Below are 22674 nucleotides of genomic sequence, written 5' to 3'. Positions count from 1 at the left end.
ACTTGCAATGGCTTTAAAATAAATCAAGGTTATGAAAAATATAATGAGTGTTTTTGTTTTAATATTAATTGGGCTTTCAGGAATTGAAAAAGCTGCGGCCCAGGAATATTTTGGTTTTTTGCACGACAACTGGGCAGGTGTCAATGCCATTGACCTCAATCCTTCACTAATTCAGGACAATCGCTACAGATTTGACATGAACCTGGTGAGCACCGATTTTAACCTTTACAACAATTACGTGGGGGTAAGGAGGCAATTGATCCGCGATCTGAGAAATGACGAGGTGAATGAAACCGATGATTTCATGGATACTTACCTGATCGAAAACCAAAGTAGGGACAACAAATTCCTTGATATCGGCACTACTGTTCAGGGGCTCTCTTTTATGTTTAATCTGGGCAGAAAAAATTCCCTGGCGTTTACAAGCAAGGCGCGTTTTAAGGTGCAAATGACCGACCTGAGTCCTGACCTTGCAAAACTGGCCTGGGAAGAACTGAACTATCCATTGCTTTGGGAGACCAGCCTGAACAATGAAAATTTCAGCATACAGGCCATGGGCTGGACAGAATATGGAATAGCCTACGGACGCGAAATTTTTGACATGGGCGATCATTACCTGAAAGGGGGCATACGTGTGAAACTGCTTCAGGGACATGGTGCTGCTTATATTTATGCAGACAATTTACAATACAATTTCAAAAATGACGACACCCTATCTCTATTCAGTACGGATATAGAATACGGGCACTCAGACAACCTGATCTACGAAGACGATGAATTTGAATACCAACATGAATTTGTTTCCAACCCCACTTTTGGGTTTGATTTTGGATTCACCTATGAATGGCGGCCCAACCACGAGGATTATACCTATGAGATGGATGGAGAAACCGGGCTGTATCGCAGGGATAAAAATAAGTACAAAGCAAAAGTGGGTTTTGCCGTGAATGATCTCGGTCGCCTACGCTTTCAAAAAGACCCCCGCAGTGCCAACTTCACTGCCGATATCCGCGACTGGGACATTACTGATCTGGGTATTGAGGATCTGGAAACTTTTGACCAAATGATTAATGAAACATACGGACAAGATGCCAATGACGATGGTGAATTTCTAATGCAACTGCCCACTACATTGGTGATTCATGCAGACTATAATATCTGGAAAGGGTTTTATGTGAATGTATCACCTTATATTGCGCTTCAGCGTAGGAATGATGCACATAAAATTGCAAACCATTCTGTAGTAATGTTGGCCCCCCGCTACGAACACAAATGGGTGGGCGTTGGGTTGCCATACACTTATAATACATTTGGAAGTGGTACCCATCAATTGGGTTTTCACCTGAGGGTAGGGCCATTGTTTGTAGGCACCAATGATTTTCTGGCACTTGGTTTTAAAGAGGAAATGTATGCGGCCAATGTATATGGTGGCTTGAAAATTCCGATTCCGTTCGGAAAACCAAAGGACAAAGACAATGATAGAGTTTCCAACAGAAAAGACAACTGCAAAAAAACACCAGGCACCTGGGAAAACGGGGGTTGCCCTGATAGCGATGATGACGGGTTGCTGGACAATGAGGATGATTGCCCCGAAGAATTTGGCCCTGTTGACAACAATGGTTGTCCTTGGCCTGATACGGATGAAGACGGTATTCCCGACAAAGATGACGAATGCCCTGAAGAGGCAGGCCCCGTTGAAAACAATGGTTGCCCCTGGGGTGATGCTGATGGAGATGGAATTTTAGACAATGTAGATAAATGCCCTGATGAAGCAGGCCCCGAAGATAACGATGGCTGTCCATACGGTGACCGCGATGAGGATGGTGTGCTGGACAATGAAGACGAATGTCCTGACGAAGCAGGTCCGGCAGATAACAACGGCTGCCCATATGGCGACAGGGATGGCGATGGTGTAATGGATGATGTGGATCTTTGTCCTGATACACCCGGCCCGGCTGATAATGACGGCTGCCCCTGGGGAGATGCTGATGGTGATGGTGTACTGGACAATGAAGACCGCTGTCCGAAAACACCCGGCCCGGCAAGTAATGACGGTTGTCCTGAGCTGGAAGAAGAGGAGAAAGAGATCATGCAAAAGGCATTTGACAACCTGGAATTTGAATCCGGCAAGGCGGTAATAAAAGCAGGATCCTTAAAAGACCTTGATAAAATAGCGGATATCCTAAAAGACAGACCGGATGCCATTCTCAAAATAGAAGGACATACGGATGCTACAGGCAGTGATGCGCTGAATATGCGTTTGTCAAAAGAGCGGGCAATGGCTGTAAAAGATCGCCTGACGGAAAAGGGTGTGGGAGATGACCGTTTCTTTGTAAACTGGTACGGTGAAACCCGACCTATAGAAGACAACAGCACTGCCGAAGGCCGCAAAGCCAACAGAAGGGTGGAATTGCAGATTATTTATGAATAATAGACCTAATTCTATTTATACTGATTTAATTGGACTGCCTTTGTTGTAAAGACAGGTAAATGCCACTTAAATTCCCAGCTTGTAGGCTATACCTTATTGCGGACAGGTAAAAAGCTCTGCATTATATTTTTATGGCAATCTTATGAATCATTAAATATATTGAAGCCGTACAATAGCCGTTACATTTCATTATTGAGCATTATAGCAGGTGCTCTGCTTTTTATGCTTGCCGCTTTTTATAATGGCTATCCACTGGTAACTTCCGATAGTGGTGCATATATTGGAAATTTTTACGTGAATATGTTGCCTCACGATCGCCCTATTGTATATTCCCTGTTTATTTTTTTTAGCTCTTTTCACTATTCTACCTGGACAGTCATTTTTGTACAATCTCTTTGGTTGGCAGTACTCATCAGGTTTTTTGCAGAAATATTTTTTGATGCCAAGAGATTGGAATTACTCAGCTTTTGTTTGTTTATAATACTTGCATTGTTTACTCCACTAAGTTGGTACAGTTCACAATTGATGGCAGATATTTTTACGCCAATCGGGTTTCTGGCAGCTTTCATCTATCTTTTTAATCATAAGCTTTCTTACCCCAAAAGATATTTTCTCTTATTCACCTTTTTTATAGCCGGAATTATGCACAACTCAAATGTGCTGATTCATTTGGGGCTAAGTATTGGGCTTTTTTTGCTGTATTATTTTCGGGTTATTAATGGCATTAAGCAGCGCTTTCAGATACTAATAGCAATAAGTATATTTTCTATTGTACTATTTTTTGCCGCACATTATATTGGTGGTTATGGACTTACTATGAGCAGATCGGGGCATGTATTTCTTATGGGAAAAATGGCGGAGAATGGAATATTGGATTATTATCTGGAAAAGGAATGTAAAGACAATCCAATACTCCTCTGTGCTTATCGGAATAAATTACCAATGCCTGGCTGGGAGTTTGTTTGGTCGAGTGAGAGCCCGCACATGAAAACCGCATCATGGGCAGATACTAAGCCTGAATACAATGCAGTGTTAAAAGATGTTTTTTTTAGTGCTGAATATTTATTTCGCTTCCTAAAAGTGTCTGCCAGAGACAGTTATATTCAGTTTTTTATGTATAAAATAGGCAGTGGTTTAAATCCTCATTTAGAATCGTCTAGTGTTTACAACAACATCAAAAAATTCTACCCCAATGAGCTGGATGCTTATATGAGTTCCAAACAAAGCAGGGCAGTGCTCCATGTAGATTTATTCAATACTTTGTACTTTTATTTTATGCTGTTGTCGGCTATACTTTTAATTCTGATAGCTATATTTTTAAAAATAAAACCTCAAGAAAAAGAAGTGTCGATGTTTGTGGGCCTATTCCTTTTTTTGGCATTGAATGCTGTTATTACAGCGAGCTTTGCCAATATCCTGTCGAGAATGCAATCGAGAGTTGTTTGGCTTATACCTTTAGCGTTCTATATAATATTGATCCGTATATTCATTTCTAAAAGAAAAAACAATGAATATTGAAAGCTTCAGAGATTTTTGTCTTTCACTCCCCGACACTACAGAATCTATGCCTTTCGGTGGAGATGTGCTGGTATTTAAAGTTTCGGGAAAAATGTTTGCACTTACTGATATTGATCTTTTTAAGAGCATCAACCTGAAATGCGATCCCGAAAAAGCCATTGAGCTGCGCACAGAATATACAGAGGTAAGCCCGGGTTATCACATGAATAAAAAACACTGGAATACTGTGGATATGGATGGAATGATTCCAGATAAGCAGATTATAGAATGGATATTGGATTCTTACAAATTGGTGGTACAAACATTAAAGACCACAGATAGGGAGGTACTTATGAAAGAACTGCAAAGCTTTAAAATAGAATAATCACTGTTCTAGCTCAGCTATCAGCTCATCACTCAATTCCAAATTGTGATAAACTGATTGCACATCATCATCGTCTTCCAGTTTTTCAATCAGGCGAAGTACTTTTTTTGCTTCATTTAATTCAAGTGCTGTTGTAGTTTTAGGGATGTACTCCACTCCTGCTTTTTTCACTTCTATATTCATTTTCTCAAGTTTGTCCTGCACATTTCCAAAATCCTCGAATGCACAGGTTAGCGTAACATAGTCTTCATCCACCTCCACATCTTCAGCACCAGCATCAATTAAATCCAGCATCAGTTCATCTTCTGAATAATTGCCCAGCAAGAATTCAAAAACACCTTTTCGCTCAAATAAAAAAGCTACAGAACCACTTGTAGCCAGACTACCACCAGATTTGGAAAACAGGCTGCGCAAATTGGAAACGGTTCTGTTTGTATTGTCAGTGGCTACTTCTACAAAAACAGCTATTCCACCGGGGGCATAAGCTTCGTAAGTCAATTCTTCATAACCTGCACCACCGCTTTCTTCCGCTTTTTTAATCGCCCTTTCCGTATTTTCTTTTGGCATATTAATGCCCTTTGCATTGGCAATTGCTAATCTAAGCCTGGGATTCATTTCAGGATCGCTGCTGCCTCCTTCTTTTACAGCAACGGTAATCTCTTTAATGACACGTGTGAATTCCTTTCCGCGTTTTGCATCTGCAACTCCTTTCTTACGTTTTATTTTAGACCATTTATTGTGTCCGGACATAGTTCTATTGACTTTAGATTTTATTACTGCACAAACAAAATTAATAAATAGGGTATCTCTGCACGAATTCCTTTAAATTTAGCAAATGGCTAATTGACAAACTATTAACAAACATGAAAAGGCATTTCACTTTATTACTCAGAGTTATTTTATTGCTTTTTTTCGCATACCATCTTGTTACACTTACCGAGGACGATTTACTTTCAATGGCTGTTACTAAATCATTATTAATGCCCTTGCTATTGATCTACTATCTTTTGCGCAGTAAGGATGTTTCAAAACATAAAACGGACTATTTACTCATCTCTGCATTGTTTTTTTCCTGGCTGGGAGATTTAGCTTTACTTAAAGGCCACAGTGAAACCAATTTTTTTATTTATGGATTATTGGCATTCCTGGCAGCTCATATTTTTTATAGCATTAGTTTTTATAAAGACTTAAGTCGCACTGCTATAACATCGTTGGTGGTTTCAAAACCTCATTTTGCCTTGCCATTTGCTGTTTTTTCTATTTTGTTTATTTACTTTTTACTGCCTGGGCTTGGTGATATGAAAGCACCGGTAATGCTGTACACACTTGTTATTACCAGCATGTTGATTTTTGCACTTAACCGCTGGAAAAAGGTGAGTACAAAAAGCTTTTACTTTGTAATGTTTGGTACCATATTGTTTTTTATGTCAGACGCCATGATTGCTTATAATAAATTTTACCAGGTCTTTGAACACGAGCGAATAGCAATAATGAGCACCTATATTTTTGGGCAGTGGTTCATTGTGGAAGGAATACTTTTTAGAAAGGGTTAAGTTAGTTCAGTATTGCTATATTTACGAATCCAAAACGAAAGATTAATCCGTCTTATATTTTCGCTCTATGATGATTTATTTTTTACCGGTTATTGCCGCGGTTATCGGTTGGTTTACCAATTATTTAGCAGTAAAAATGCTCTTTCATCCCAAAAAAGAAAAGAACTTTATATTATTTAAATTACAAGGGATTTTTCCTAAACGCCAGAAAGAAGTAGCTGAGAACATAGGAAGAATGGTGGCAAAAGAATTGATTTCCGCAGATGATATCAAAGATCAGATAAGTGGAGGCGACAGTGTTACTTATATAAAGAATATTGTGGAGGCCAAAGTTGATGATTATCTGAGCAATAAATTTCCTGAAAAATATCCTTTCACCTCGGTTTTGTTCAGTGCCAAGCGCAAAATGAAGATTAAAGAAGATCTGATAGCAGAAGTAGAAAATGCAGCTCCTGCTGTATTGAGCGAATACTTCACCAATCTGGAAGATGCATTTGATGTAGAGACAATAGTCATTGAAAAGATTGAAGCTTTTCCACCGGACAAATTAGAGGAAATGCTTAACCACATACTCAAAAAGGAATTCAAATTTATTGAGTTGATTGGTGCCGTAATTGGCTTTTTAATTGGCCTCGTGCAAATTTTGATTCTAAAATTGTAGCGTTTGTTTTAAAGACTCACGAAAAAAAGGTGAAGCCACTTAAGACCTCACCTTTTTTATTATCATTTTATCCAAAAAAATTAATCCATTCTCAGGATGTATTTGAATCCGATTTCAACACCTCCGGTCACCTGGGTGGTACTTCCTCTTAATCCTCCGTTGTTCTCTTTAGGAAAAGCGAATTGTATATCGCCAGGAGAAGCAGCACCAATTGAATTGGTCATATCCGTATCTTCAGAAGTAAAACCTGCATCAAAGCGCAAGCCCAGTGAAGCCTGCAAATAATCGGTAATATTAAAGCCAAGACCAAAGCCAAACACAATCCCTATATCTACTTTATAGTAGTCTTTTATATCTCTTTCATTGGAATATGTGCCAAAAAAGGTCGTACCATTGGTTTCCAGTGTTCCTTTAATTGGGAAGGCAAACTGCGGTCCTAAACTACCTTTGAACATGACAACCGATTCTGAGCTGGTATTAAAATTCAACAAAATTGGCAGCTTTAAATAAGTCAGTTTTCTAAAACCTTCAGCTAATCCCCCATCACTTCTGAATTTTTGACCCTGACCTGAAAAAAGCAGGTTGATTCCAGCACCAACCCCATCAGTGAAGTGATAATCCACATCCAGACCAAAAGCAGAACGAAAAGTAGAACGATAGACAAAATCTGAGTTGTCGGCATCAGCATTGTTAAACATCCAGGTAGATTGAGGAATAGCTTTAACACCAAGGTGTAATCCTTTTTGGGCATAGGTGGACATGCCTAACGCAATAAATACGCTTAATACAATTAGTTTTTTCATAATGTTGTTTTTTTTAAAATCCGCTGCTAATTTATGAAATTAATTGTGCTGTTTGCTTTTTATTGAATAAAATAAGTCACTTATTGCTTATTTCTGCTTAAATTTCTGCAACAGAAACGCCTCTAATCCGTATAGTTATAACCGGTATGCCAAATACAAGTCAAACAAAAAATACAGTAATTTTCCTGTTGATATTTACTGCAATGCCTTTCTTGCTTAAGGCAGATGCTGTCACGAAATCATTGAAATTGATTCGTGCCGGATCATACGAACAGGCGCGCATTAATCTTGAAGATGCCTATAATGATGCTGAAGACAATTTTGGTCTGAACTACGCACTGGCACTCTATTTCTTTATGGAAGACCATTCGGGTTTTGATATATTTAAAGCCAACAAGTACATGCTCAAATGCACTGAAACCTACCCTACCTCATCTGATCGGGATAAAAACCGCTACAAAAAACACGGAATCCGTCCCTATACTATAGACAAATTGCAGAGCCGCATCAATACCCATGGCTATCAATTGGCCGATAGTATAAATACACTTGAAATTTGGGAGCGTTTTGCAGCAGAATTTTTAAGTGCTCCCCAGCTTGCTGAAGCCAAAGAGCGCAGAAATGAAATGGCTTTTAAAGCTGCGCAAAGCCAGGATTCCTATAAAAGCTTTCAGGATTTTATGAAAAAATATCCCAATGCCAGTCAAATTGAATATGCTCAGGATTTGTATGAAAAATCGCTCTATGAGCAGGAAACAAAAGGAGGAAGTTATCGAGATTTCAAAACCTTTGCTGAAAAATATCCTGAAAGTCCTTATGCTGAAAAAGCAAGAGAACAATATGAATACACGTTGTATAAAACCGTTACTTCATCAGGTACCCTTGAAGCCTATGTAGATTTTATCAATAATTACTCCAACAGCCCCTATTCAGAAGAAGCTCAGGATAGTGTTTACATCCTTTCAATTACTGAAGGATCAATTGAGAAATACACAGATTTTGTGCGCAATTTTCTCAACAATAAGAATGTAAATATGGTCTGGCAATTGTTGTACGATGCTTATAACTTCAATAAAGAAACCGCTACCTACCTGAATTTTCAGCGTGAATTTCCCAATTTCCCTTTCAAAGAACAATTGGCCAAAGACATTCGCATTTCCAAAAGAGCATTAGAACTTTATGAAGATGAGAATGGGCTTTTTGGCTATAAAGACATTCATTCAGAAACCATATTAATTCCCGCACAATATACAGATGCCTATGAATTTTCAGAAGGTATGGCTGCTGTAACTACATCGGAATGTTTGGATGAATGCAACTATGGCTATATCGATAAGGAGGGAAAAATGGTGATTCCTGAAAATTATTCAGAAGTTAGTCCTTTTGAAGATGGGCGAGCTCTGGTTTCCACAGGCAATTGTGATGATATTCCCTGCAAATGGGGCTATATTGACAGAAAGGGCGTTGCTGTTGTCCCGATAATTTATGATGATGTCTATCCTTTTTCAGAAGGCATGGCTTTGGTTGGCAATGATGAAAAAGGTTATGGCTTTGTACATATTGGCGGAAGGGAAGTCATCAGCTTACAGTTTGATGATGCTGAATCCTTTAGCGAAGGACTGGCACCAGTTTCAAAAGGTGGTCGATGGGGCTTTATTGGTCAAAACGGAGGATTTATAATTGAAGCAACTTATGATCAGGCCGGTAGATTTAAAGAAGGTTTAGCACCTGTACAAGATCCTGAAACAGGGCTTTGGGGCTATATTGACAAAGACGGGAATTACAAAATTCAACCGCAATATAAATTTGCCAAAAGCTTTGAGAACAGCAAAGCAACTGTAATGGTGGAAATTGAAAGCAATGGCATGCAGTTGATGACTGAAAAACAGATTGATGCTACCGGAAAATTAATCAATTGAGAAGTCGAAATGCTGGGATTGAAAACAAAATCCTTTAGAAATCACCAACTGTCTGACAGCTACTATATAGCTGCAAAAAAGCTGTCTGACAGTTTTCACGGCACTAAAATGAGGACATTGAGCTAAACCAAAAGGTTTGTACCTTTGTTGGCAAAAGAAATTTTTGCCATGAACATTGAAATTTATACAGAATATACACCCAACCCGGATTCCCTGAAATTTGTCGCCAATAAAGTAATTGCGCCCAACAGAAGCCTGGATTTTAAAGAAGTAGCTGATGCCGAAGAAGCACCTTTGGCGAAAGCGCTTTTCGATTTTCCTTTTGTGAATGGGGTTTTTATAGCCAATAATTTTGTGACCATTAAAAAGGTGGAAGGCCCGGAATGGATAGAAATTATTCCTGAGATCAAAGCTTTTCTAAAGGAATACATCACTGAGGAGAAAGCCGTTTTAAGTCCCGACTTTGACAAAAAACGCCAGGAAAAAGCTGCTGCCGAAATGGGTGCAGATGCTTCTGAGCTCGACCTGAAAATCACGGAATTGCTCAATACCTATGTGAAACCAGCCATTGAAATGGACGGGGGCAATATTGTTTTCAAATCTTTTGATAAAGGCGTGGTAACACTTGGCCTGCAGGGAGCCTGTAGCGGCTGTCCATCTTCTACCCAAACACTAAAACAAGGCATTGAAGGATTATTGAAAAGAATGGTGCCCGAAGTAGAAAGTGTGGTGGCTGAGAATGAGGAGTGATTTAATGTTGCTCTACAAAATACGCTATATAGGCATGTAATTGCGTTCCCAAATAATAAGGTAGGTTCATCAATAAATAAGGCTTTCCTTTTATTGTCTGATGTTTTTCAATTTTAAATGTCCCAAAATAAATACGTATGGCATAGGAATGCTCTGACGTATCTATAAAAGATTGTAAAGACTTTAGTGTACCTGTACTACCCGATTTTATTTCTACTGGAATAAGTTTGTCTTTATATGGAATTACCAAATCTACTTCAGCAGAAGATTGTCGTTTATCCCTAACCCAGAAATGTGGTTTTTTATAGGCAAATATATTTAGTGAAATCAGCTCCTGTGTTATTAAATGAGGAATAAGTGCACCTTTATAAGCATTGCTTAAATCTTTTACTTCCATTAATTGTGGTAAAATACCTAAAGCATAGTTTACCAAACCAGTATCAAGAAATTGTAATCTTGGGGATTTTCTGTAATTAGTTTTCGGTGGAACCGTTCTTTCAGTTGTCGGGTATATAAGCTGTATTACTTTTGCATCATCTAAGCTTTTCATGGCTTCACTCACTTCTCTTGACCTGTAATTGGAGTGTCCAAAATTTTGAAACTTCACACGCTGATCCAAATATTCCGGTGCAGTTTCCATAATGTGTTTTATGATTTTCTTTTCAGTACTACTCCGGCCATATTTTTCGATATCTTTTTTATAGGTTTCCCAAATGCTTTCAAATACCCTGGGTAAACTGATCATGCTTTTCTCGAGAGTGAATGTTTTAATCAACTCAGGCATACCCCCTGTAATAGCATATATGTGGAATTCTTCCAAAAGAGCTGCATGTGCTATATCTTTTACGGGAACAGTGCGCAGTTCATTTGCAAGGTTTTTCTTATTTCTGGCTGCAAGAAATTCCGGGAAATTCAAAGGGAAAAGATAAAGATACTCAACTCTTCCTACGGGAAAAGATTTTACTTCTCCTAGGGCAAATTCAAGCAAAGACCCTGCTGCAACCACGTGTAATTCAGGGATATCTTCATAGAAATAGCGTAAAAGTTGTATGGCTTTGGATGATTCTTGTATTTCATCAATAAACAGTAATGTTTGAGGCAGCTGAGCAGAAAATCCATTTTTGATAAAAAGTGCTTCAACAATCTTTTTGACATCTTCAAATTTTTCAAAATAATATCTATCTGACTTTTTTTCGAGGTTAAGATGAATAAATTGTTTATAAGATTGGGCAAAATATTCAATGAGCGTAGTTTTGCCAACTTGTCTTGCCCCCCTGAGAATCAAAGGCTTTCTATCAACTCTTGATTGCCAATCCTTTAACTCTTTTTCAACTTGCCTTGTAAACTTCATTTCAATCCATTTGTAACAAAGTAAGGGTAATTTTCACAAAATATTGTAACAAAGTAAGGGGTGTTTTTTGATTATTTTGTAACAAAGTAAGGGCAGATTGAAGTTTTCCCGATTTCAAGCTTATCTGTTTGACACTAAGCCAGGGTCTTATTTGCCAATTGACCACAGGCAGCATCAATATCTTCACCGCGCGAACGCCTTACAGTTGCTGTGATTCCGGCCTTTTCAAGCAGTGCAACAAAACCTTTACGTCTTTTCTCCCCGGCCTTTTCAAATTCCACATCTTCTACTTTGTTATACTCTATGATATTGATTTTTGCAGGCACTTTGCTACAGAGTTCTATCAATTCCTGTGCATCCTTTTTAGTATCATTGAATCCTTTGAAAAGGATGTACTCAAAGGAGATTTTGGATTTTGGGTTTTTCTCGTGAAAATATTGCAGGGCTTCTGTCAGCACTTCAATATTATTGCTTTCGTTGATGGCCATAATCTTATCGCGCTTTGTATCATTGGCCGCATGTAGGGAAAGCGCCAGGTTGAAACGCACTTCATCTTCTCCCAGCTTTTTGATCATTTTGGCAATGCCTACAGTAGAAACGGTGATTCTTTTTGGGGAAATATTCAGCCCATCTTCAGCAGTAATTCTGTCAATGCCCTGTAATACATTTTTATAATTGAGCAATGGTTCGCCCATGCCCATAAAAACAATATTGCTCAATGGAGCGCTATGATGCTCCAACGATTGCCGGTTGATCATGCATACCTGGTCGTAGATTTCATCGGCTCGCAAATTGCGCTTTAGATCAAGAAAACCTGTAGCGCAGAATTTACAACTCAAACTGCAGCCCACCTGAGAAGAAACGCAAGCCGTAAAGCGGTCTTCAGCGGGAATCAAAACGCCTTCCACCAAATGCCCATCGTTGAGTTTAAAACGGCTTTTAATGGTGCCGTCTTTGCTTTTTTGTTGTAAATCCAGTGTGATATGTGGCAATTCAAAATCCGCCTCAAGTGCAGTTCTCATTTCTTTGGAAAGATTGCTCATCTCCTCAAATGACAGTGCAGATTTTTGCCAGAGCCATTCCCAAACCTGTGTGGCACGAAATGCTTTGTGGCCATTTTCCAAAAAATAGCTTTTCAACTCGGCTTTGCTTAAAGCCCTGATATTGGGAAGTTGTTGAGGCATAGGATGCAAAGTTACCCAAATAATTACAGCATTTAAGCAACAAACACTTGCACTGCCCAATCCCAGATACCGAGCAATTTAACTGCTGCAACTATCAGAATCACCATCAACAAATAACGAATCCAAACTTGAGCTGCATCATTCTGAAGGAGATAACGGCTTGCTATAAATGCACCAAGCATTTGACCCGGAGCTATTGCCAAACCCAATACCCAGTCAATCTGGCCGCTGAAGGCAAACACAAAAAATGCAGGCGCAACCAGAGCCAGCACCAAAAACTGTTTGATGATATTGGCATCCTTCAGACTGTATTGCGCCACCAGTATCATTATAGAAAGAAAAATCAGCCCCATGCCCATTTGTACAAAACCGGCATAAAAACCCAGGGCGAAGAACAGCACGAAATTCAGAGGTGTTTTTTTCTTTTTGTCGCTGGTAGCAGCCGCCCATCTTTTAGGACTGAAAAACATACTCGCCAGTATCAAAAGCATCAACACACCAATGGTGATAGTCAGTATATGTTCATCTATATCTATAGCAACTACTGCACCAAGTACAGAACCTATAAATGATGGAATTAAAAACCAGGCGCCTTCCCAAAAAAGTTTTTTTGTTTGTTCGTTTTTCCTGAGAGACAAAACGGCAACAATGGTTTGCAAAAACACTCCAACCCTGTTGGTAGCATTTGCTGCATGGGCAGACAGCCCAAAGAAAAACAGTAGAGACAGGGTAATGGCCGAACCATTTCCCGCCAGCGTATTGATTATTCCGGCCAATAAGCCCCCTAAAAAAAGCAGAAAAAGATCGAAGAGTTCTAAAGATGCCATTTTGCTCAATGAATAAGCTGCAAAATAAAGCTTTGCCGGGCAATTAATTAAACTAAACCCTTTTGTTTAAAATAATCAATGCTGCCAATACTCCGGGAATCCAGCCCATAATGGTGAGAATCAAAACAATTACGATAGAACCACAACCCTGGTCATATACGGCCAGCGGTGGAAATAAAATTGAAAATATTACACGTATTAAACTCATGGGAGCTAAAATAGTGAATGTTTTTTTACAATTTCAAAGGTAGGGGCGCACGGCCGTGTCTCTACCTTTGAAAAAGCTTTGTATAAGCAAAGTCATTAATTCAAACAGCAGTTTTTTATCCAAAAAAAGCAATTGTATAGCTTTGGGGTTGATTACCAATTTTTTAATAAATGCAAGGACACCGGCACTTTATTTTAAATAAGCCCTACGGATACCTCTCTCAGTTTGTCAACAACCAAAACAAGCGGAAAAACAAAAAGCTGCTGGGCGAACTGCACGATTTTCCGGAAGGCACCATGTCCATTGGCCGCCTGGATGAAGCTTCAGAAGGCCTTTTGTTGCTCACAACCAATGGAGTAGTAAGTACACAGGTGCGGAGCAAAACAGTTGAAAAGGAATATTATGTGCAGGTAGATGGTAAAGTCACGGATGATGCAACCGCTCAATTAGAACAAGGAGTGGAAATAGGCATCAATGGTAAAAAATACCAAACCCTGCCTTGCAAAGCCTTTCGATTGAAAACAGCACCGGATCTGGCACCACGACCAACAGGCCAAAAAATCAGAAACGAAAAACACGGGCCTACAAGTTGGTTGTCCATTACCATTACGGAAGGCAAATTCAGGCAGATCAGAAAAATGACCGCAGCAGTTGGCTTTCCTACTTTGAGATTAATACGGGTAAGAATTGGAGGAATTACTTTAGGTGAATTGCAGCCGGGCGAGGTTTTGGAGGTGGATGGGTTTGGGATTGAGAAGTGATGATATTATCGATATTTTCATGCTTTAATTCTTACATAGGCACAAGCAGGCTCTTTCACATTGGCTAAACCTCATGCTTTCGCCAGATTAGGGGGGGGTCTTTCGCAGTTTGATACATTGGCACACGCTTTTTATTTAGCATGAACTTAAAAAATTATTTAGCTTTCTCAAGCTTATGGGGCTCATGTGCTAAAAACAAAATAGCCTCAACAATTTAGCGTGGTTTGTTTTCTGAAATAGTATCAAGCTATTTTAAAAAAACTACTTATTTCTAATGCCGTTTTTTAGTCATTTCCATACCACCTATTGAAAACCACACAGGCCGTCAGGTCTCCACTAACATTTACAGCAGTACGAAACATGCCCAAAATACGATCGATGCCAATAATCACCAGTAAACCCTCTGTAGGAATGCCCGTGCTTTTGAGTACCGAGGCCAAAATAATAACTCCTCCGCCTGGAATGGCCGGGGTTCCAATGGAAGCAGAAACAACAGTAACGGTGAGCAGCACTACATTCATAATCCCCAGCTCAATACCATAGGCCTGCGCCATAAACAATACCGTAACACATTGAAACATAGCCGTTCCATTCATATTGATGATGGCACCAATGGGAATCACAAAATCGCTGACCTTGGAAGAAACGCCCAGTTTTTCATCCGCTATTTTCATAGACAAAGGCATCACAGCAGCAGAACTGGCTGTGGAAAAGGCCAACAAAAGGGCATCCTTAATATTGGCGATAAAAGAGAAGGGGTTTTTTCTGACTACCAGAAAATAGATCAGCATATAAAAAATAAGAATGAGCAAAAGCCCCAGCATGATGACCATCATGTAATAGCCCAGACCTAGAAATATCTCTACGCCCGTAGTAGAAATCAGTGCAGCCATCAGGCCGAAAACGGCATAAGGTACCAGGCGCATCGCCCAGCCTACAATAATCATGGATATTTTTTGGATGGATTCAATGAAGCGAACGACTGGGCGCGCACTTTCCTGCTCAATTTGTGTCAGTGCTATACCGATAATCACAGTAAAGATTACTATGCTCAGCATTTCTCCACTCAGGATTGATTCCAGTGGATTGGCAGGAACCAGGTTTGAAATGGCTTTTGGTATGTTTAAAACCAATGCCTCTGGATTTTCACCAGATTGAACCGCTAATTCCTGTCCAGAAAAACCACCCTGTGAGCGTATGAATTCTCCGGGCTTGAATTGGTAAGCCAGGATTATACCGAAAATAATAGCGACAACGGTAGTGAAAATGAAATACAGAAAAAGCTTGAGCCCAAAGGATTTGAGGTCTTCAGAAACATTGCTCACCAGCCCCGAAATGATGGAGGCGAAGATCAGCGGGATCATCACCATTTGCACCAGCTTCATGAAAATATCTCCCGGTAAGTTGAGCCAACTTCCAAGCGTTTGACTGAGCTCTTTAGAGACCCAGCCCGTTGATGGATTGATTGCCAAGCCAGCCAATGCGCCCAATATCAAACCAATAATTACCTTTAACCATAAGCGGTTCTTGACCAGGTGGCGAATATGTACCGTAAGTTCATTGAGGGGCTTGGTGATTATCATGATTACAACTTTACAAAATATATGCGTAATGTTGAAATATCATGAGCTGATGTTGAAGTCTTGGTCGTCTTTTTGTTGCGAAAAAGTATAGATCAAAAACTTCAAAAGAGTATTGTGAAAAACAAACTGGATTTCCCAAGACTAAGCTTCGCAATGTTTTTTCAGTGCTTTATTCATCTCTTTGAATCCCTCTTTGGTTTTTTTGATCTCACTATCGATGACGGCAGTCAGCAAACCTTCAAAAGTTTCGCTTTGTGTAAATAGTGTAGTACCATCGTCTTGCGCTGCAAACTGAAAACAATGCTCAGCTTCCAGCATACTCTTAAACCCCGCATGGCCTTTCCAGCATAGCTTCTCGTTTTCTTTCACACTATTGATCTTAGTTTTAAAAGAGGTGCTTTTTCCTTCCGCTGATTTTACTTTGATCTCTAGTTGAGCGCCTTCTTTTGGCTCGCCTTTGATATATATTATAAAAGGATTCCAATTTTTGTGATTTTCAAAATCGGTAAAGATTTCCCAGACTTTTTCTACCGATGCGTTAATGCTTATAGCTTCTTCAATTGATTTCATTATTCTCCTTTATCTAAATAAACAATATAAAGGGCAAAAGTTGATTTTTCTATTAGAAGATCTGTTTAGATCTTGACGAGTCTATGGTCAGTAACTCAGCGAAGCAATTGTAAATAAAGCTTAGATTAATGCTCTTTTAAAAGCTCTGGAAATTCCTTTCGCACTTTCTTAATCTTAGGCAAAGACACATTTTGGATATAAGAATTATCCGGGTTTTTTTCTTCGTAATCCTGATGGTAAGGCTCGGCAGGGTAAAAAGTTTTTAGCGGCTCTACCAAGGTTACGATGGCTTTGTCAAAACGATCGGAATCCTTGAGTTGGCCAATGGTTTTCATGGCGCTGTGTTTCTCCTCAGGTTTGGTATAGAAAATAGCCGAGCGGTATTGTTTGCCCACATCCGCTCCTTGGCGATTGAGCTGTGTGGGATCATGTGCGGTAAAGAAAATGGCCAACAATGTATTGTAGTTTATCACATCTGGATTGTATAAAACCATTACCGTTTCTGCATGGTCGGTCATGCCCGAGCTCACCTGCTGGTAGCTTGGGTCTTTCTGCTGACCGCCAGCATAACCCGAAATGGCTTCTTGCACCCCTTTGATTTGCTCAAAAGCCGCTTCAATGCACCAAAAGCAACCTCCTGCAAAATAAGCGGTGTCCAGTTTGGAAGGATCTAATTGCTTTTCGGCTGTTGTGCTGCTAAGTGTTTCTTTGTTCTCAGAATTATTATTTCCAGTGCAAGCCAGCCAAAAAAAGCAAGCGATAATCGTGAGCCATTTCATAAGTAAGGATTTTTTAGAACAAAGCGATCAATAGCGAAATTGTTCGGAAGATAATATTTTACTGCTTTTCTTTTCTAGTTAAGACTGCCCGGCTTTGAGTTATTCTATAGATAAAAATTAATGTGTCTTTGTTGGAGATGAATAATGTGTAATTTTAGTTGCTGATGTATCTATTCATTTCCATCTTGGCATTGGGGGCATTTCTACTCTACCTAGTTTATCGAAAAAAGAAAATCAATCCTCCACTTGCATTTCCTGCTAAGTGGAGAATCGTTCTGCAAGAGAAAGTAGATTTTTATAGAAAATTAAATGCAGAACAAAAGCTCCAATTTGAATCTGATATTGCGCATTTCCTGGCCAATATCAAGATTACAGGAATCAATATAGATATTACAATAGAAGACAGGCTGCTAGTTGCTAGTAGTGCTGTCATTCCTCTTTTTGGTTTCCCTGCCTGGACTTACAAAAACCTGGAGGAAGTTTTGCTCTATCCCGCTTCCTTCGACCGCAATTTCAATATCGGGAGTAAAGCAGAAATTATTACCGGAATGGTGGGGACGGGCCCCATGGAAGGCAAGATGATTTTATCCAGACCAGCATTACATATGGGTTATCAAATCAACAATGACAAGCAAAATGTGGGTATCCATGAATTTGTACATTTATTCGATAAAGAAGATGGGGTGGTAGATGGGATACCACCTGATTTTATAGACAAAACATACACACTCCCCTGGATACAATTGATTGAAACCAAAACCAGGGAAATAATCAATGAGGATACGAAGATAGATTCCTATGCTACCTACAATCGCAATGAGTTTTTTGCAGTCACCAGTGAATATTTTTTCGAACGCCCACATTTGCTCAAGGAAAAAGAACCGGAACTCTACAAGATACTTTCAAAGGCATTTAATCAGGACTTAGCAGCAGTAAATTTCTCTTCTTATTCTCCACCAAAATCTATTGGGCGGAACGACCCTTGCCCTTGTGGTAGTGGCAAAAAGTATAAGCATTGCTGCCTTCAATAATAAGTCCTAATGCTGTGCTTCGTGCTTATAGGCATATTTTTCAGACCTGAAAGATTTAGAAATTTGAGGTACAAGCAGGTTCACTCATGTTGGCTTAACCTCATTCTTTCGTCAGCGGGGGAAATTTTGCCCAAGCTATTCAAGTGCTCAAAATTTTAGTCTTCCTTCGTTTGATTCCAAAAATGCATTTGTTCTTTCGAGATACAGTTGCATTTCTTCCATTAAAACTGAAAAAAGGAAGCTAATGGTAAAATATTTTCCATTAAATAAAGTGATTTGGAAAAATAATTCCATTATAAAGCAATTACAACTAATGATTTCTTGTCTAAATATCCTTTAAACAAACAAGAGCCGCTTCGAAAATTCTTGATTTAGAAAATCTCATACTTTTAAAGTCCCATCCACAAAGAAGCTCTTTCACGTTGGCTAAACATCATGTTGCGCCAGATTAGGGACTAATTTGCGTATATTATTAGGTTAGAATAGTTCTAATTGACCTGACTTTATTTCTCGATACAACATATTTTGAACTTCGTAAAAGCTGTTGCATTCATGTATTTTATTAATAAGCATTTTCTTGCTTTTAGAAGTGCTGTCTTTGTGAGTACCAGCAAATAGATGAACCCCTTTATATCGCCAATAGTTTGCATATCCAATAAAATAATCAAAATCAGTTCTAATGAAAAGTTCAATTGGAATCATATAATTTTTAAAATTCCAAAAGGCATAAGAAACTAAGCGGTTTATGTGCCATTTGTTTGAATATGAAGGTCCATAAAATATCTCTAAAGGATACTCCTCTTTTAGCTTTTTATTAACGCTCTTATATTTTGATTTTAGACTTCCTAAATTTCTAGTATGATCAGACTTAATTGATAGCTGAATGGTTATGGCAATTAAATCAGGAACAATCCACATTACCTGCTGTGTATCATAACTCTTAATATCTTCAACATGATCATTTAACCTTATGCAAACATTTTCTTCAAATGTTTGTAAAACACCAGTAATGCCCTTATAAACCTCATCACTTTTTTTCTTTGGTTGTTTGTCGTGTATTTTGAATCTAAATAGTTTATAATAAATAGAGAATATTTCTTTTACACGTCCATAGCTATGCCATTCATCATCTAATTTTGTTGAAAATTTGCTTAAATCAAAAACAATTTGATTTTCTAAAATTTTTAATCCGCTATATCTAATTTTAAATGATTTGAATATTAGATTTTTTATTTCATCTGAGATGCTTTTGGAAAGTTTTGGGTTTTCTAACCTGAAAATTTCTGTATTTATCTTAGAGGAAATCCTGTAATCACTCGAAGTATCATCAAGCGACAACCTATATGATATAGGTAAAGCCACACTCCTAGCCTCATCAATCACTCTCGTTTTTCCAAATTTTAAATCTCTTAAAATATCATCTAAATATTCCTTTACTTGATACACTTCAGTTGTGTTGAATATTAATTTTCTACAGGCTTCTATATCTACCTTCTTATTTATTTCAATATCATGTAAATATTTCCAAATATCCATTAGATCGAGCTAAATAATTTTTTAAAAGCTTTTTGTCTTTGAGAGATAAGATTTTTCTCAGCAACAGACATTTCACCGTATGTTTTAGTTTGACCGTCTGGAATAAAAATAGTATCCCATTGAAATTTTCTTGAACCTTTTGGAGAACTTGATATTTTTCCTGTAACCTGTGCTTCTTCTGTGTGTATCATTTTCCCGTCACAATAACCTATTGTACAAATAGCCTTTGCTGTAGGCATACCTAAAGTCATAGAAATATTACATAAATCACCTTTTAGCCTATCCCAAAACAATTGAGTAAGCGGTCCAGGCATTCCATTTAATGAATCAATTTCCAGAGAAGCATGGTCTACAATAACGGGGATTTTGATTTCCTCAAATGCCTTTAAAACCTTATTTTTTATTAGATTAAACCTATTATCAGTTTGTAATTCTTCTATTTTACAATCATGCCCTATTATTTTAATATTATAGGGTTTGGCTATTTCAGAGATTTCCTGAGTTTTATATTTATTACTTGTAACTAAAGTAATTTCTTCCATCATTGAACATTTAATGCTATTTCCTCGAGTATGCTAATTAGTGATTTTTGCCTATCTCTTGGGTCTAAATAAACTACCTCCATATTTCTGGAATTCTTAAATATCGTTTCAAGTATTGGATTAGGAGTGGCTAATATAATATATGCTAATGGAGGTCTAGCTTTAGTGCTTATTTGGTTAGAAATTAGTTTTTGTAATTTATAGAGCATATATCTAATGTTGAAATCTGAAAGACTATAACCAATAAATAACATGGTATTGCTTAACATATCTGAACGCAGAGTTATATCCAATGGAGATTCAAACGATAATCTGTCAAAATAACTGGTTTCAGTAAAAACTATATCCTCATCTCTAGTACTAAGATCGCCATGAAATTTTATAATATGTGTTGAGTCGGGATTGGAATTAACTAGATCATTAATATTGACAATTTTATTATAAGGTAGGTTTTTATAATCATAGGCTTCTTCTATCCAGTTATCCCAATTTGTTGTATAAATTTTTTTTGCTTTCATTTTTGTTAAAAGCATATGAGGCTGAGATTTTGAGATATCTATAGTATCGTTATTAAAGCTTCTATCAAGTTTACTTTGGAGTTTCCCAATCCCGTTTTTTTGGATATAGAGAAACTCAGCTATCTGGATATAATCTCCATAAGATTTCAAGATTTCAGAGTCATATCCAAGTTCACCTGCAATTTCATCAATTAATATTGACCAAGAAGGTAAATTTAGAGAAAATGAAAACCCAGCTCCAATAAATGGGATTAATTTTTGATTTTTAGCAGCTTCTATTAAATGGGAAGGCAATCTCATAATTCAGCTTTAATTAATTCAACGACATCTTCAGGTTTTTTGCAACTTGTATCTATGATACTGTTCCATAAATTTTTATTTCGCGAGAAGAAATCATATGCTTTTTTATTGTGAAATTTATTTAATTCGTTATAGTTTATCCGATTTGCTTCTCGTTTTATTCTATCCTTAATTCTATTCTCTAGCACATGTAAATCAGCAGTTATAAGTATGAAATACATGTTGATCCCAAGTTTCTTAAGTTCTTCAAATGTTTGGGTTAAGCAATAAAGCAAATAATCCTCACCTTTAGATACATAAGCACAAGTATCAATAGGACATCTGTCAGTTAATAAATGCTCTATTCCGTTCCTTTTTGATTCAAGAATGCTACTAAACCAATAATCAATATATTTCCACTTGGCTACCATCAGACGATTATCAAGATTGAAGGTATTCAGTTCCATATAATTTAAATCTAGAACATTATATTCAACAGATAGTTTCTTTATTGCTGTAGATTTACCTGCAGCACTAGGTCCAACTAGACTATATACTTTCATGTTTACAAATTGATTATTCTAAATTAAGTAAGTTTATATTCTCTACTATTTCATTTTCCTCTCTGAATCCTACCACAATACTTCCAACAGCCTTATTTTCAGCAACAAAGTTTAATGCTTCTTTCCTTAAATTAATTTCGTTACCATATTTCTCTTTTAATCCTTTAGCTTTTTCAAGAATTTGAGCCACTTTATCTTTAGAATAGTTAATGTTCCATTGCCAGTAATTGTCTTTCAATGGTAAATCTTTAATTGAATCAAACTTTCCTGTAAGATACCCTCTTTTAAATGGGCCTCCAGTGAGAATACCAATACCCTTTCTCTCGGCTATGGGGAAAATGTTGGCACACTCTCTATCAATTAGGTTATACTGTAACATTAAAATATCTATTTTTTGATTCAATATCAATTCAGCATGATTTGGCTCTGCCTCAATGCTATAACCTAAAAATCTAATCTTTCCACAGGCCTGTAATGTTTTAAGTATTGTAAGAGCAATTTCATCTTCTATTTCTTTTAAGCTTGGAGCATGTATCAAACAAATATCAATATAATCGGTTCCTAATTTTTTTAATGCCTTGTCAACTTGTGTTACTATATTTTTTGGAGAATAATTTGAGCGATGACTATATTCATCAACTTGACCTACTTTGAGGTTTATAATTATTTCAGATCTAGCCTTTCCTTTAAATGCTTTGGAAATAAATTCAAGTGATCTGCTATTTAAATCATGGTTTTCCCCTCGATACTGACCATAAACTAAGGCTATGTCAAATATATTTATGCCGAAGTCCTTTGCTGTATTCAATAATTTTAAGGCCTTTGAATCAGTAATTCCTTTCCACCTCCCACCACCAATTTGCCATGTTCCAAACCCTATTTTTGAGCAATCTAATCCTGTTCTACCTAATTTATTATATTTCATAGTGCTTTATTCATTTTT

The 22674-nt window shown here is 37.8% G+C and carries 23 protein-coding genes; 9 read left to right on the top strand and 14 right to left on the bottom strand.

All coding sequences use genetic code 11. The features are described 5' to 3' along the window. Positions 1–31 precede the first annotated feature (31 nt). The 3 genes from WD048_05260 to WD048_05250 all read left to right on the top strand — a co-directional run bounded on the left by WD048_05260 (position 32) and on the right by WD048_05250 (position 4313). A complete protein-coding gene (locus tag WD048_05260) occupies positions 32–2431 on the top strand; it encodes a DUF5723 family protein (protein MEX0811606.1) in 2400 nt (799 codons plus the stop codon). Between the two features lie 192 nt (positions 2432–2623). Next, positions 2624–3949, top strand: coding sequence for a hypothetical protein (locus WD048_05255; protein MEX0811605.1), 1326 nt, complete (start codon positions 2624–2626; stop codon positions 3947–3949). Beyond that, positions 3939–4313 (top strand): MmcQ/YjbR family DNA-binding protein, encoded by a 375-nt coding sequence (locus WD048_05250; protein MEX0811604.1) that lies wholly within the window; start codon positions 3939–3941, stop codon positions 4311–4313. The genes WD048_05255 and WD048_05250 overlap by 11 nt, the downstream gene beginning before the upstream one ends. Here the strand turns inward: WD048_05250 and WD048_05245 are convergent, their stop codons facing one another. Continuing rightward, the gene (locus WD048_05245; GenBank protein MEX0811603.1) at positions 4314–5063 is read right to left on the bottom strand and encodes a YebC/PmpR family DNA-binding transcriptional regulator; all 750 of its coding nucleotides are present in this window, start codon (positions 5061–5063) and stop codon (positions 4314–4316) included. It abuts the gene before it with no gap. A 113-nt stretch (positions 5064–5176) separates the two neighbouring features. Between WD048_05245 and WD048_05240 the strand changes: the two genes are divergently transcribed. Both WD048_05240 and WD048_05235 read left to right on the top strand, forming a co-directional pair. After that, entirely contained in the window at positions 5177–5866 is a 690-nt protein-coding gene (locus WD048_05240; GenBank protein ID MEX0811602.1) for a lysoplasmalogenase, read from the top strand. Between the two features lie 67 nt (positions 5867–5933). Further along, entirely contained in the window at positions 5934–6527 is a 594-nt protein-coding gene (locus WD048_05235) for a DUF445 family protein (protein MEX0811601.1), read from the top strand. Positions 6528–6607: 80 nt separating this feature from the next. Here the strand turns inward: WD048_05235 and WD048_05230 are convergent, their stop codons facing one another. Then, positions 6608–7330: a porin family protein gene (locus WD048_05230; GenBank protein MEX0811600.1), complete on the bottom strand. Its 723-nt coding sequence runs from the start codon at positions 7328–7330 to the stop codon at positions 6608–6610. A gap of 146 nt (positions 7331–7476) precedes the next feature. On the opposite strand from WD048_05230, the gene WD048_05225 reads away from it, so the two are divergent. After that, complete coding sequence (locus tag WD048_05225; protein ID MEX0811599.1) at positions 7477–9249, top strand: WG repeat-containing protein; 1773 nt, start codon at positions 7477–7479, stop codon at positions 9247–9249. 168 nt (positions 9250–9417) lie between these two features. Then, a complete protein-coding gene (locus WD048_05220) occupies positions 9418–9999 on the top strand; it encodes a NifU family protein (protein ID MEX0811598.1) in 582 nt (193 codons plus the stop codon). Between the two features lies 1 nt (position 10000). Here WD048_05220 and WD048_05215 read toward each other — a convergent pair whose 3' ends face one another. The 4 genes from WD048_05215 to WD048_05200 form a co-directional block, all read right to left on the bottom strand. Then, complete coding sequence (locus tag WD048_05215) at positions 10001–11350, bottom strand: AAA family ATPase (protein ID MEX0811597.1); 1350 nt, start codon at positions 11348–11350, stop codon at positions 10001–10003. Positions 11351–11484: 134 nt separating this feature from the next. Beyond that, positions 11485–12534, bottom strand: coding sequence for a 23S rRNA (adenine(2503)-C(2))-methyltransferase RlmN (gene rlmN, locus WD048_05210; GenBank protein MEX0811596.1), 1050 nt, complete (start codon positions 12532–12534; stop codon positions 11485–11487). Between the two features lie 32 nt (positions 12535–12566). Next, complete coding sequence (locus tag WD048_05205; protein MEX0811595.1) at positions 12567–13361, bottom strand: sulfite exporter TauE/SafE family protein; 795 nt, start codon at positions 13359–13361, stop codon at positions 12567–12569. Between the two features lie 52 nt (positions 13362–13413). Further along, positions 13414–13569: a YqaE/Pmp3 family membrane protein gene (locus WD048_05200; protein ID MEX0811594.1), complete on the bottom strand. Its 156-nt coding sequence runs from the start codon at positions 13567–13569 to the stop codon at positions 13414–13416. A 170-nt stretch (positions 13570–13739) separates the two neighbouring features. Between WD048_05200 and WD048_05195 the strand changes: the two genes are divergently transcribed. Further along, positions 13740–14330, top strand: coding sequence for a pseudouridine synthase (locus WD048_05195; GenBank protein MEX0811593.1), 591 nt, complete (start codon positions 13740–13742; stop codon positions 14328–14330). Positions 14331–14614: 284 nt separating this feature from the next. Here the strand turns inward: WD048_05195 and WD048_05190 are convergent, their stop codons facing one another. The 3 genes from WD048_05190 to msrA form a co-directional block, all read right to left on the bottom strand. After that, positions 14615–15913 (bottom strand): dicarboxylate/amino acid:cation symporter, encoded by a 1299-nt coding sequence (locus WD048_05190; protein ID MEX0811592.1) that lies wholly within the window; start codon positions 15911–15913, stop codon positions 14615–14617. A gap of 141 nt (positions 15914–16054) precedes the next feature. Then, a complete protein-coding gene (locus WD048_05185) occupies positions 16055–16483 on the bottom strand; it encodes an SRPBCC domain-containing protein (protein ID MEX0811591.1) in 429 nt (142 codons plus the stop codon). 125 nt (positions 16484–16608) lie between these two features. Beyond that, on the bottom strand, positions 16609–17262 hold the full coding sequence (gene msrA / locus WD048_05180) for a peptide-methionine (S)-S-oxide reductase MsrA (protein MEX0811590.1): 654 nt from the start codon (positions 17260–17262) through the stop codon (positions 16609–16611). A gap of 164 nt (positions 17263–17426) precedes the next feature. On the opposite strand from msrA, the gene WD048_05175 reads away from it, so the two are divergent. Next, the gene (locus WD048_05175; protein ID MEX0811589.1) at positions 17427–18293 is read left to right on the top strand and encodes a zinc-dependent peptidase; all 867 of its coding nucleotides are present in this window, start codon (positions 17427–17429) and stop codon (positions 18291–18293) included. Between the two features lie 477 nt (positions 18294–18770). Here WD048_05175 and WD048_05170 read toward each other — a convergent pair whose 3' ends face one another. From WD048_05170 to WD048_05150, 5 genes are read right to left on the bottom strand one after another with little or no spacing between them, the layout of a single operon-like run. After that, positions 18771–19829 carry a hypothetical protein gene (locus WD048_05170; GenBank protein ID MEX0811588.1) on the bottom strand — a complete coding sequence of 353 codons (1059 nt, stop codon included), beginning with the start codon at positions 19827–19829 and terminating at the stop codon, positions 18771–18773. Further along, positions 19829–20374: a non-canonical purine NTP pyrophosphatase gene (locus WD048_05165; protein ID MEX0811587.1), complete on the bottom strand. Its 546-nt coding sequence runs from the start codon at positions 20372–20374 to the stop codon at positions 19829–19831. Before WD048_05165 ends, WD048_05170 begins: the two co-directional genes overlap by 1 nt. After that, positions 20371–21189: an SIR2 family protein gene (locus tag WD048_05160; GenBank protein MEX0811586.1), complete on the bottom strand. Its 819-nt coding sequence runs from the start codon at positions 21187–21189 to the stop codon at positions 20371–20373. The genes WD048_05165 and WD048_05160 overlap by 4 nt, the downstream gene beginning before the upstream one ends. Further along, a complete protein-coding gene (locus WD048_05155) occupies positions 21186–21731 on the bottom strand; it encodes a hypothetical protein (GenBank protein MEX0811585.1) in 546 nt (181 codons plus the stop codon). Before WD048_05155 ends, WD048_05160 begins: the two co-directional genes overlap by 4 nt. A gap of 13 nt (positions 21732–21744) precedes the next feature. After that, positions 21745–22656 (bottom strand): aldo/keto reductase, encoded by a 912-nt coding sequence (locus WD048_05150; protein ID MEX0811584.1) that lies wholly within the window; start codon positions 22654–22656, stop codon positions 21745–21747. Between the last annotated feature and the right edge of the window lie 18 nt (positions 22657–22674).

This window comes from Chitinophagales bacterium (genome assembly GCA_040877935.1).
Classification (GTDB): Bacteria; Bacteroidota; Bacteroidia; order Chitinophagales; family CAIOSU01; genus JBBDNB01.
This window is presented reverse-complemented; position numbering and strand designations above follow the sequence as displayed.

Coding starts and splice junctions, on each gene's coding strand:
- WD048_05200 (MEX0811594.1), bottom strand. CDS start 13,569: ATGAGTTTAATACGTGTAATATTTTCAATTTTATTTCCACCGCTGGCC.
- WD048_05205 (MEX0811595.1), bottom strand. CDS start 13,361: ATGGCATCTTTAGAACTCTTCGATCTTTTTCTGCTTTTTTTAGGGGGC.
- WD048_05240 (MEX0811602.1), top strand. CDS start 5,177: ATGAAAAGGCATTTCACTTTATTACTCAGAGTTATTTTATTGCTTTTT.
- WD048_05250 (MEX0811604.1), top strand. CDS start 3,939: ATGAATATTGAAAGCTTCAGAGATTTTTGTCTTTCACTCCCCGACACT.
- WD048_05235 (MEX0811601.1), top strand. CDS start 5,934: ATGATGATTTATTTTTTACCGGTTATTGCCGCGGTTATCGGTTGGTTT.
- WD048_05155 (MEX0811585.1), bottom strand. CDS start 21,731: ATGAAAGTATATAGTCTAGTTGGACCTAGTGCTGCAGGTAAATCTACA.
- WD048_05260 (MEX0811606.1), top strand. CDS start 32: ATGAAAAATATAATGAGTGTTTTTGTTTTAATATTAATTGGGCTTTCA.
- WD048_05190 (MEX0811592.1), bottom strand. CDS start 15,913: ATGATAATCACCAAGCCCCTCAATGAACTTACGGTACATATTCGCCAC.
- msrA (MEX0811590.1), bottom strand. CDS start 17,262: ATGAAATGGCTCACGATTATCGCTTGCTTTTTTTGGCTGGCTTGCACT.
- rlmN (MEX0811596.1), bottom strand. CDS start 12,534: ATGCCTCAACAACTTCCCAATATCAGGGCTTTAAGCAAAGCCGAGTTG.
- WD048_05170 (MEX0811588.1), bottom strand. CDS start 19,829: ATGGATATTTGGAAATATTTACATGATATTGAAATAAATAAGAAGGTA.
- WD048_05175 (MEX0811589.1), top strand. CDS start 17,427: ATGTATCTATTCATTTCCATCTTGGCATTGGGGGCATTTCTACTCTAC.
- WD048_05195 (MEX0811593.1), top strand. CDS start 13,740: ATGCAAGGACACCGGCACTTTATTTTAAATAAGCCCTACGGATACCTC.
- WD048_05245 (MEX0811603.1), bottom strand. CDS start 5,063: ATGTCCGGACACAATAAATGGTCTAAAATAAAACGTAAGAAAGGAGTT.
- WD048_05160 (MEX0811586.1), bottom strand. CDS start 21,189: ATGAGATTGCCTTCCCATTTAATAGAAGCTGCTAAAAATCAAAAATTA.
- WD048_05150 (MEX0811584.1), bottom strand. CDS start 22,656: ATGAAATATAATAAATTAGGTAGAACAGGATTAGATTGCTCAAAAATA.
- WD048_05215 (MEX0811597.1), bottom strand. CDS start 11,350: ATGAAGTTTACAAGGCAAGTTGAAAAAGAGTTAAAGGATTGGCAATCA.
- WD048_05165 (MEX0811587.1), bottom strand. CDS start 20,374: ATGATGGAAGAAATTACTTTAGTTACAAGTAATAAATATAAAACTCAG.
- WD048_05185 (MEX0811591.1), bottom strand. CDS start 16,483: ATGAAATCAATTGAAGAAGCTATAAGCATTAACGCATCGGTAGAAAAA.
- WD048_05230 (MEX0811600.1), bottom strand. CDS start 7,330: ATGAAAAAACTAATTGTATTAAGCGTATTTATTGCGTTAGGCATGTCC.
- WD048_05220 (MEX0811598.1), top strand. CDS start 9,418: ATGAACATTGAAATTTATACAGAATATACACCCAACCCGGATTCCCTG.
- WD048_05225 (MEX0811599.1), top strand. CDS start 7,477: ATGCCAAATACAAGTCAAACAAAAAATACAGTAATTTTCCTGTTGATA.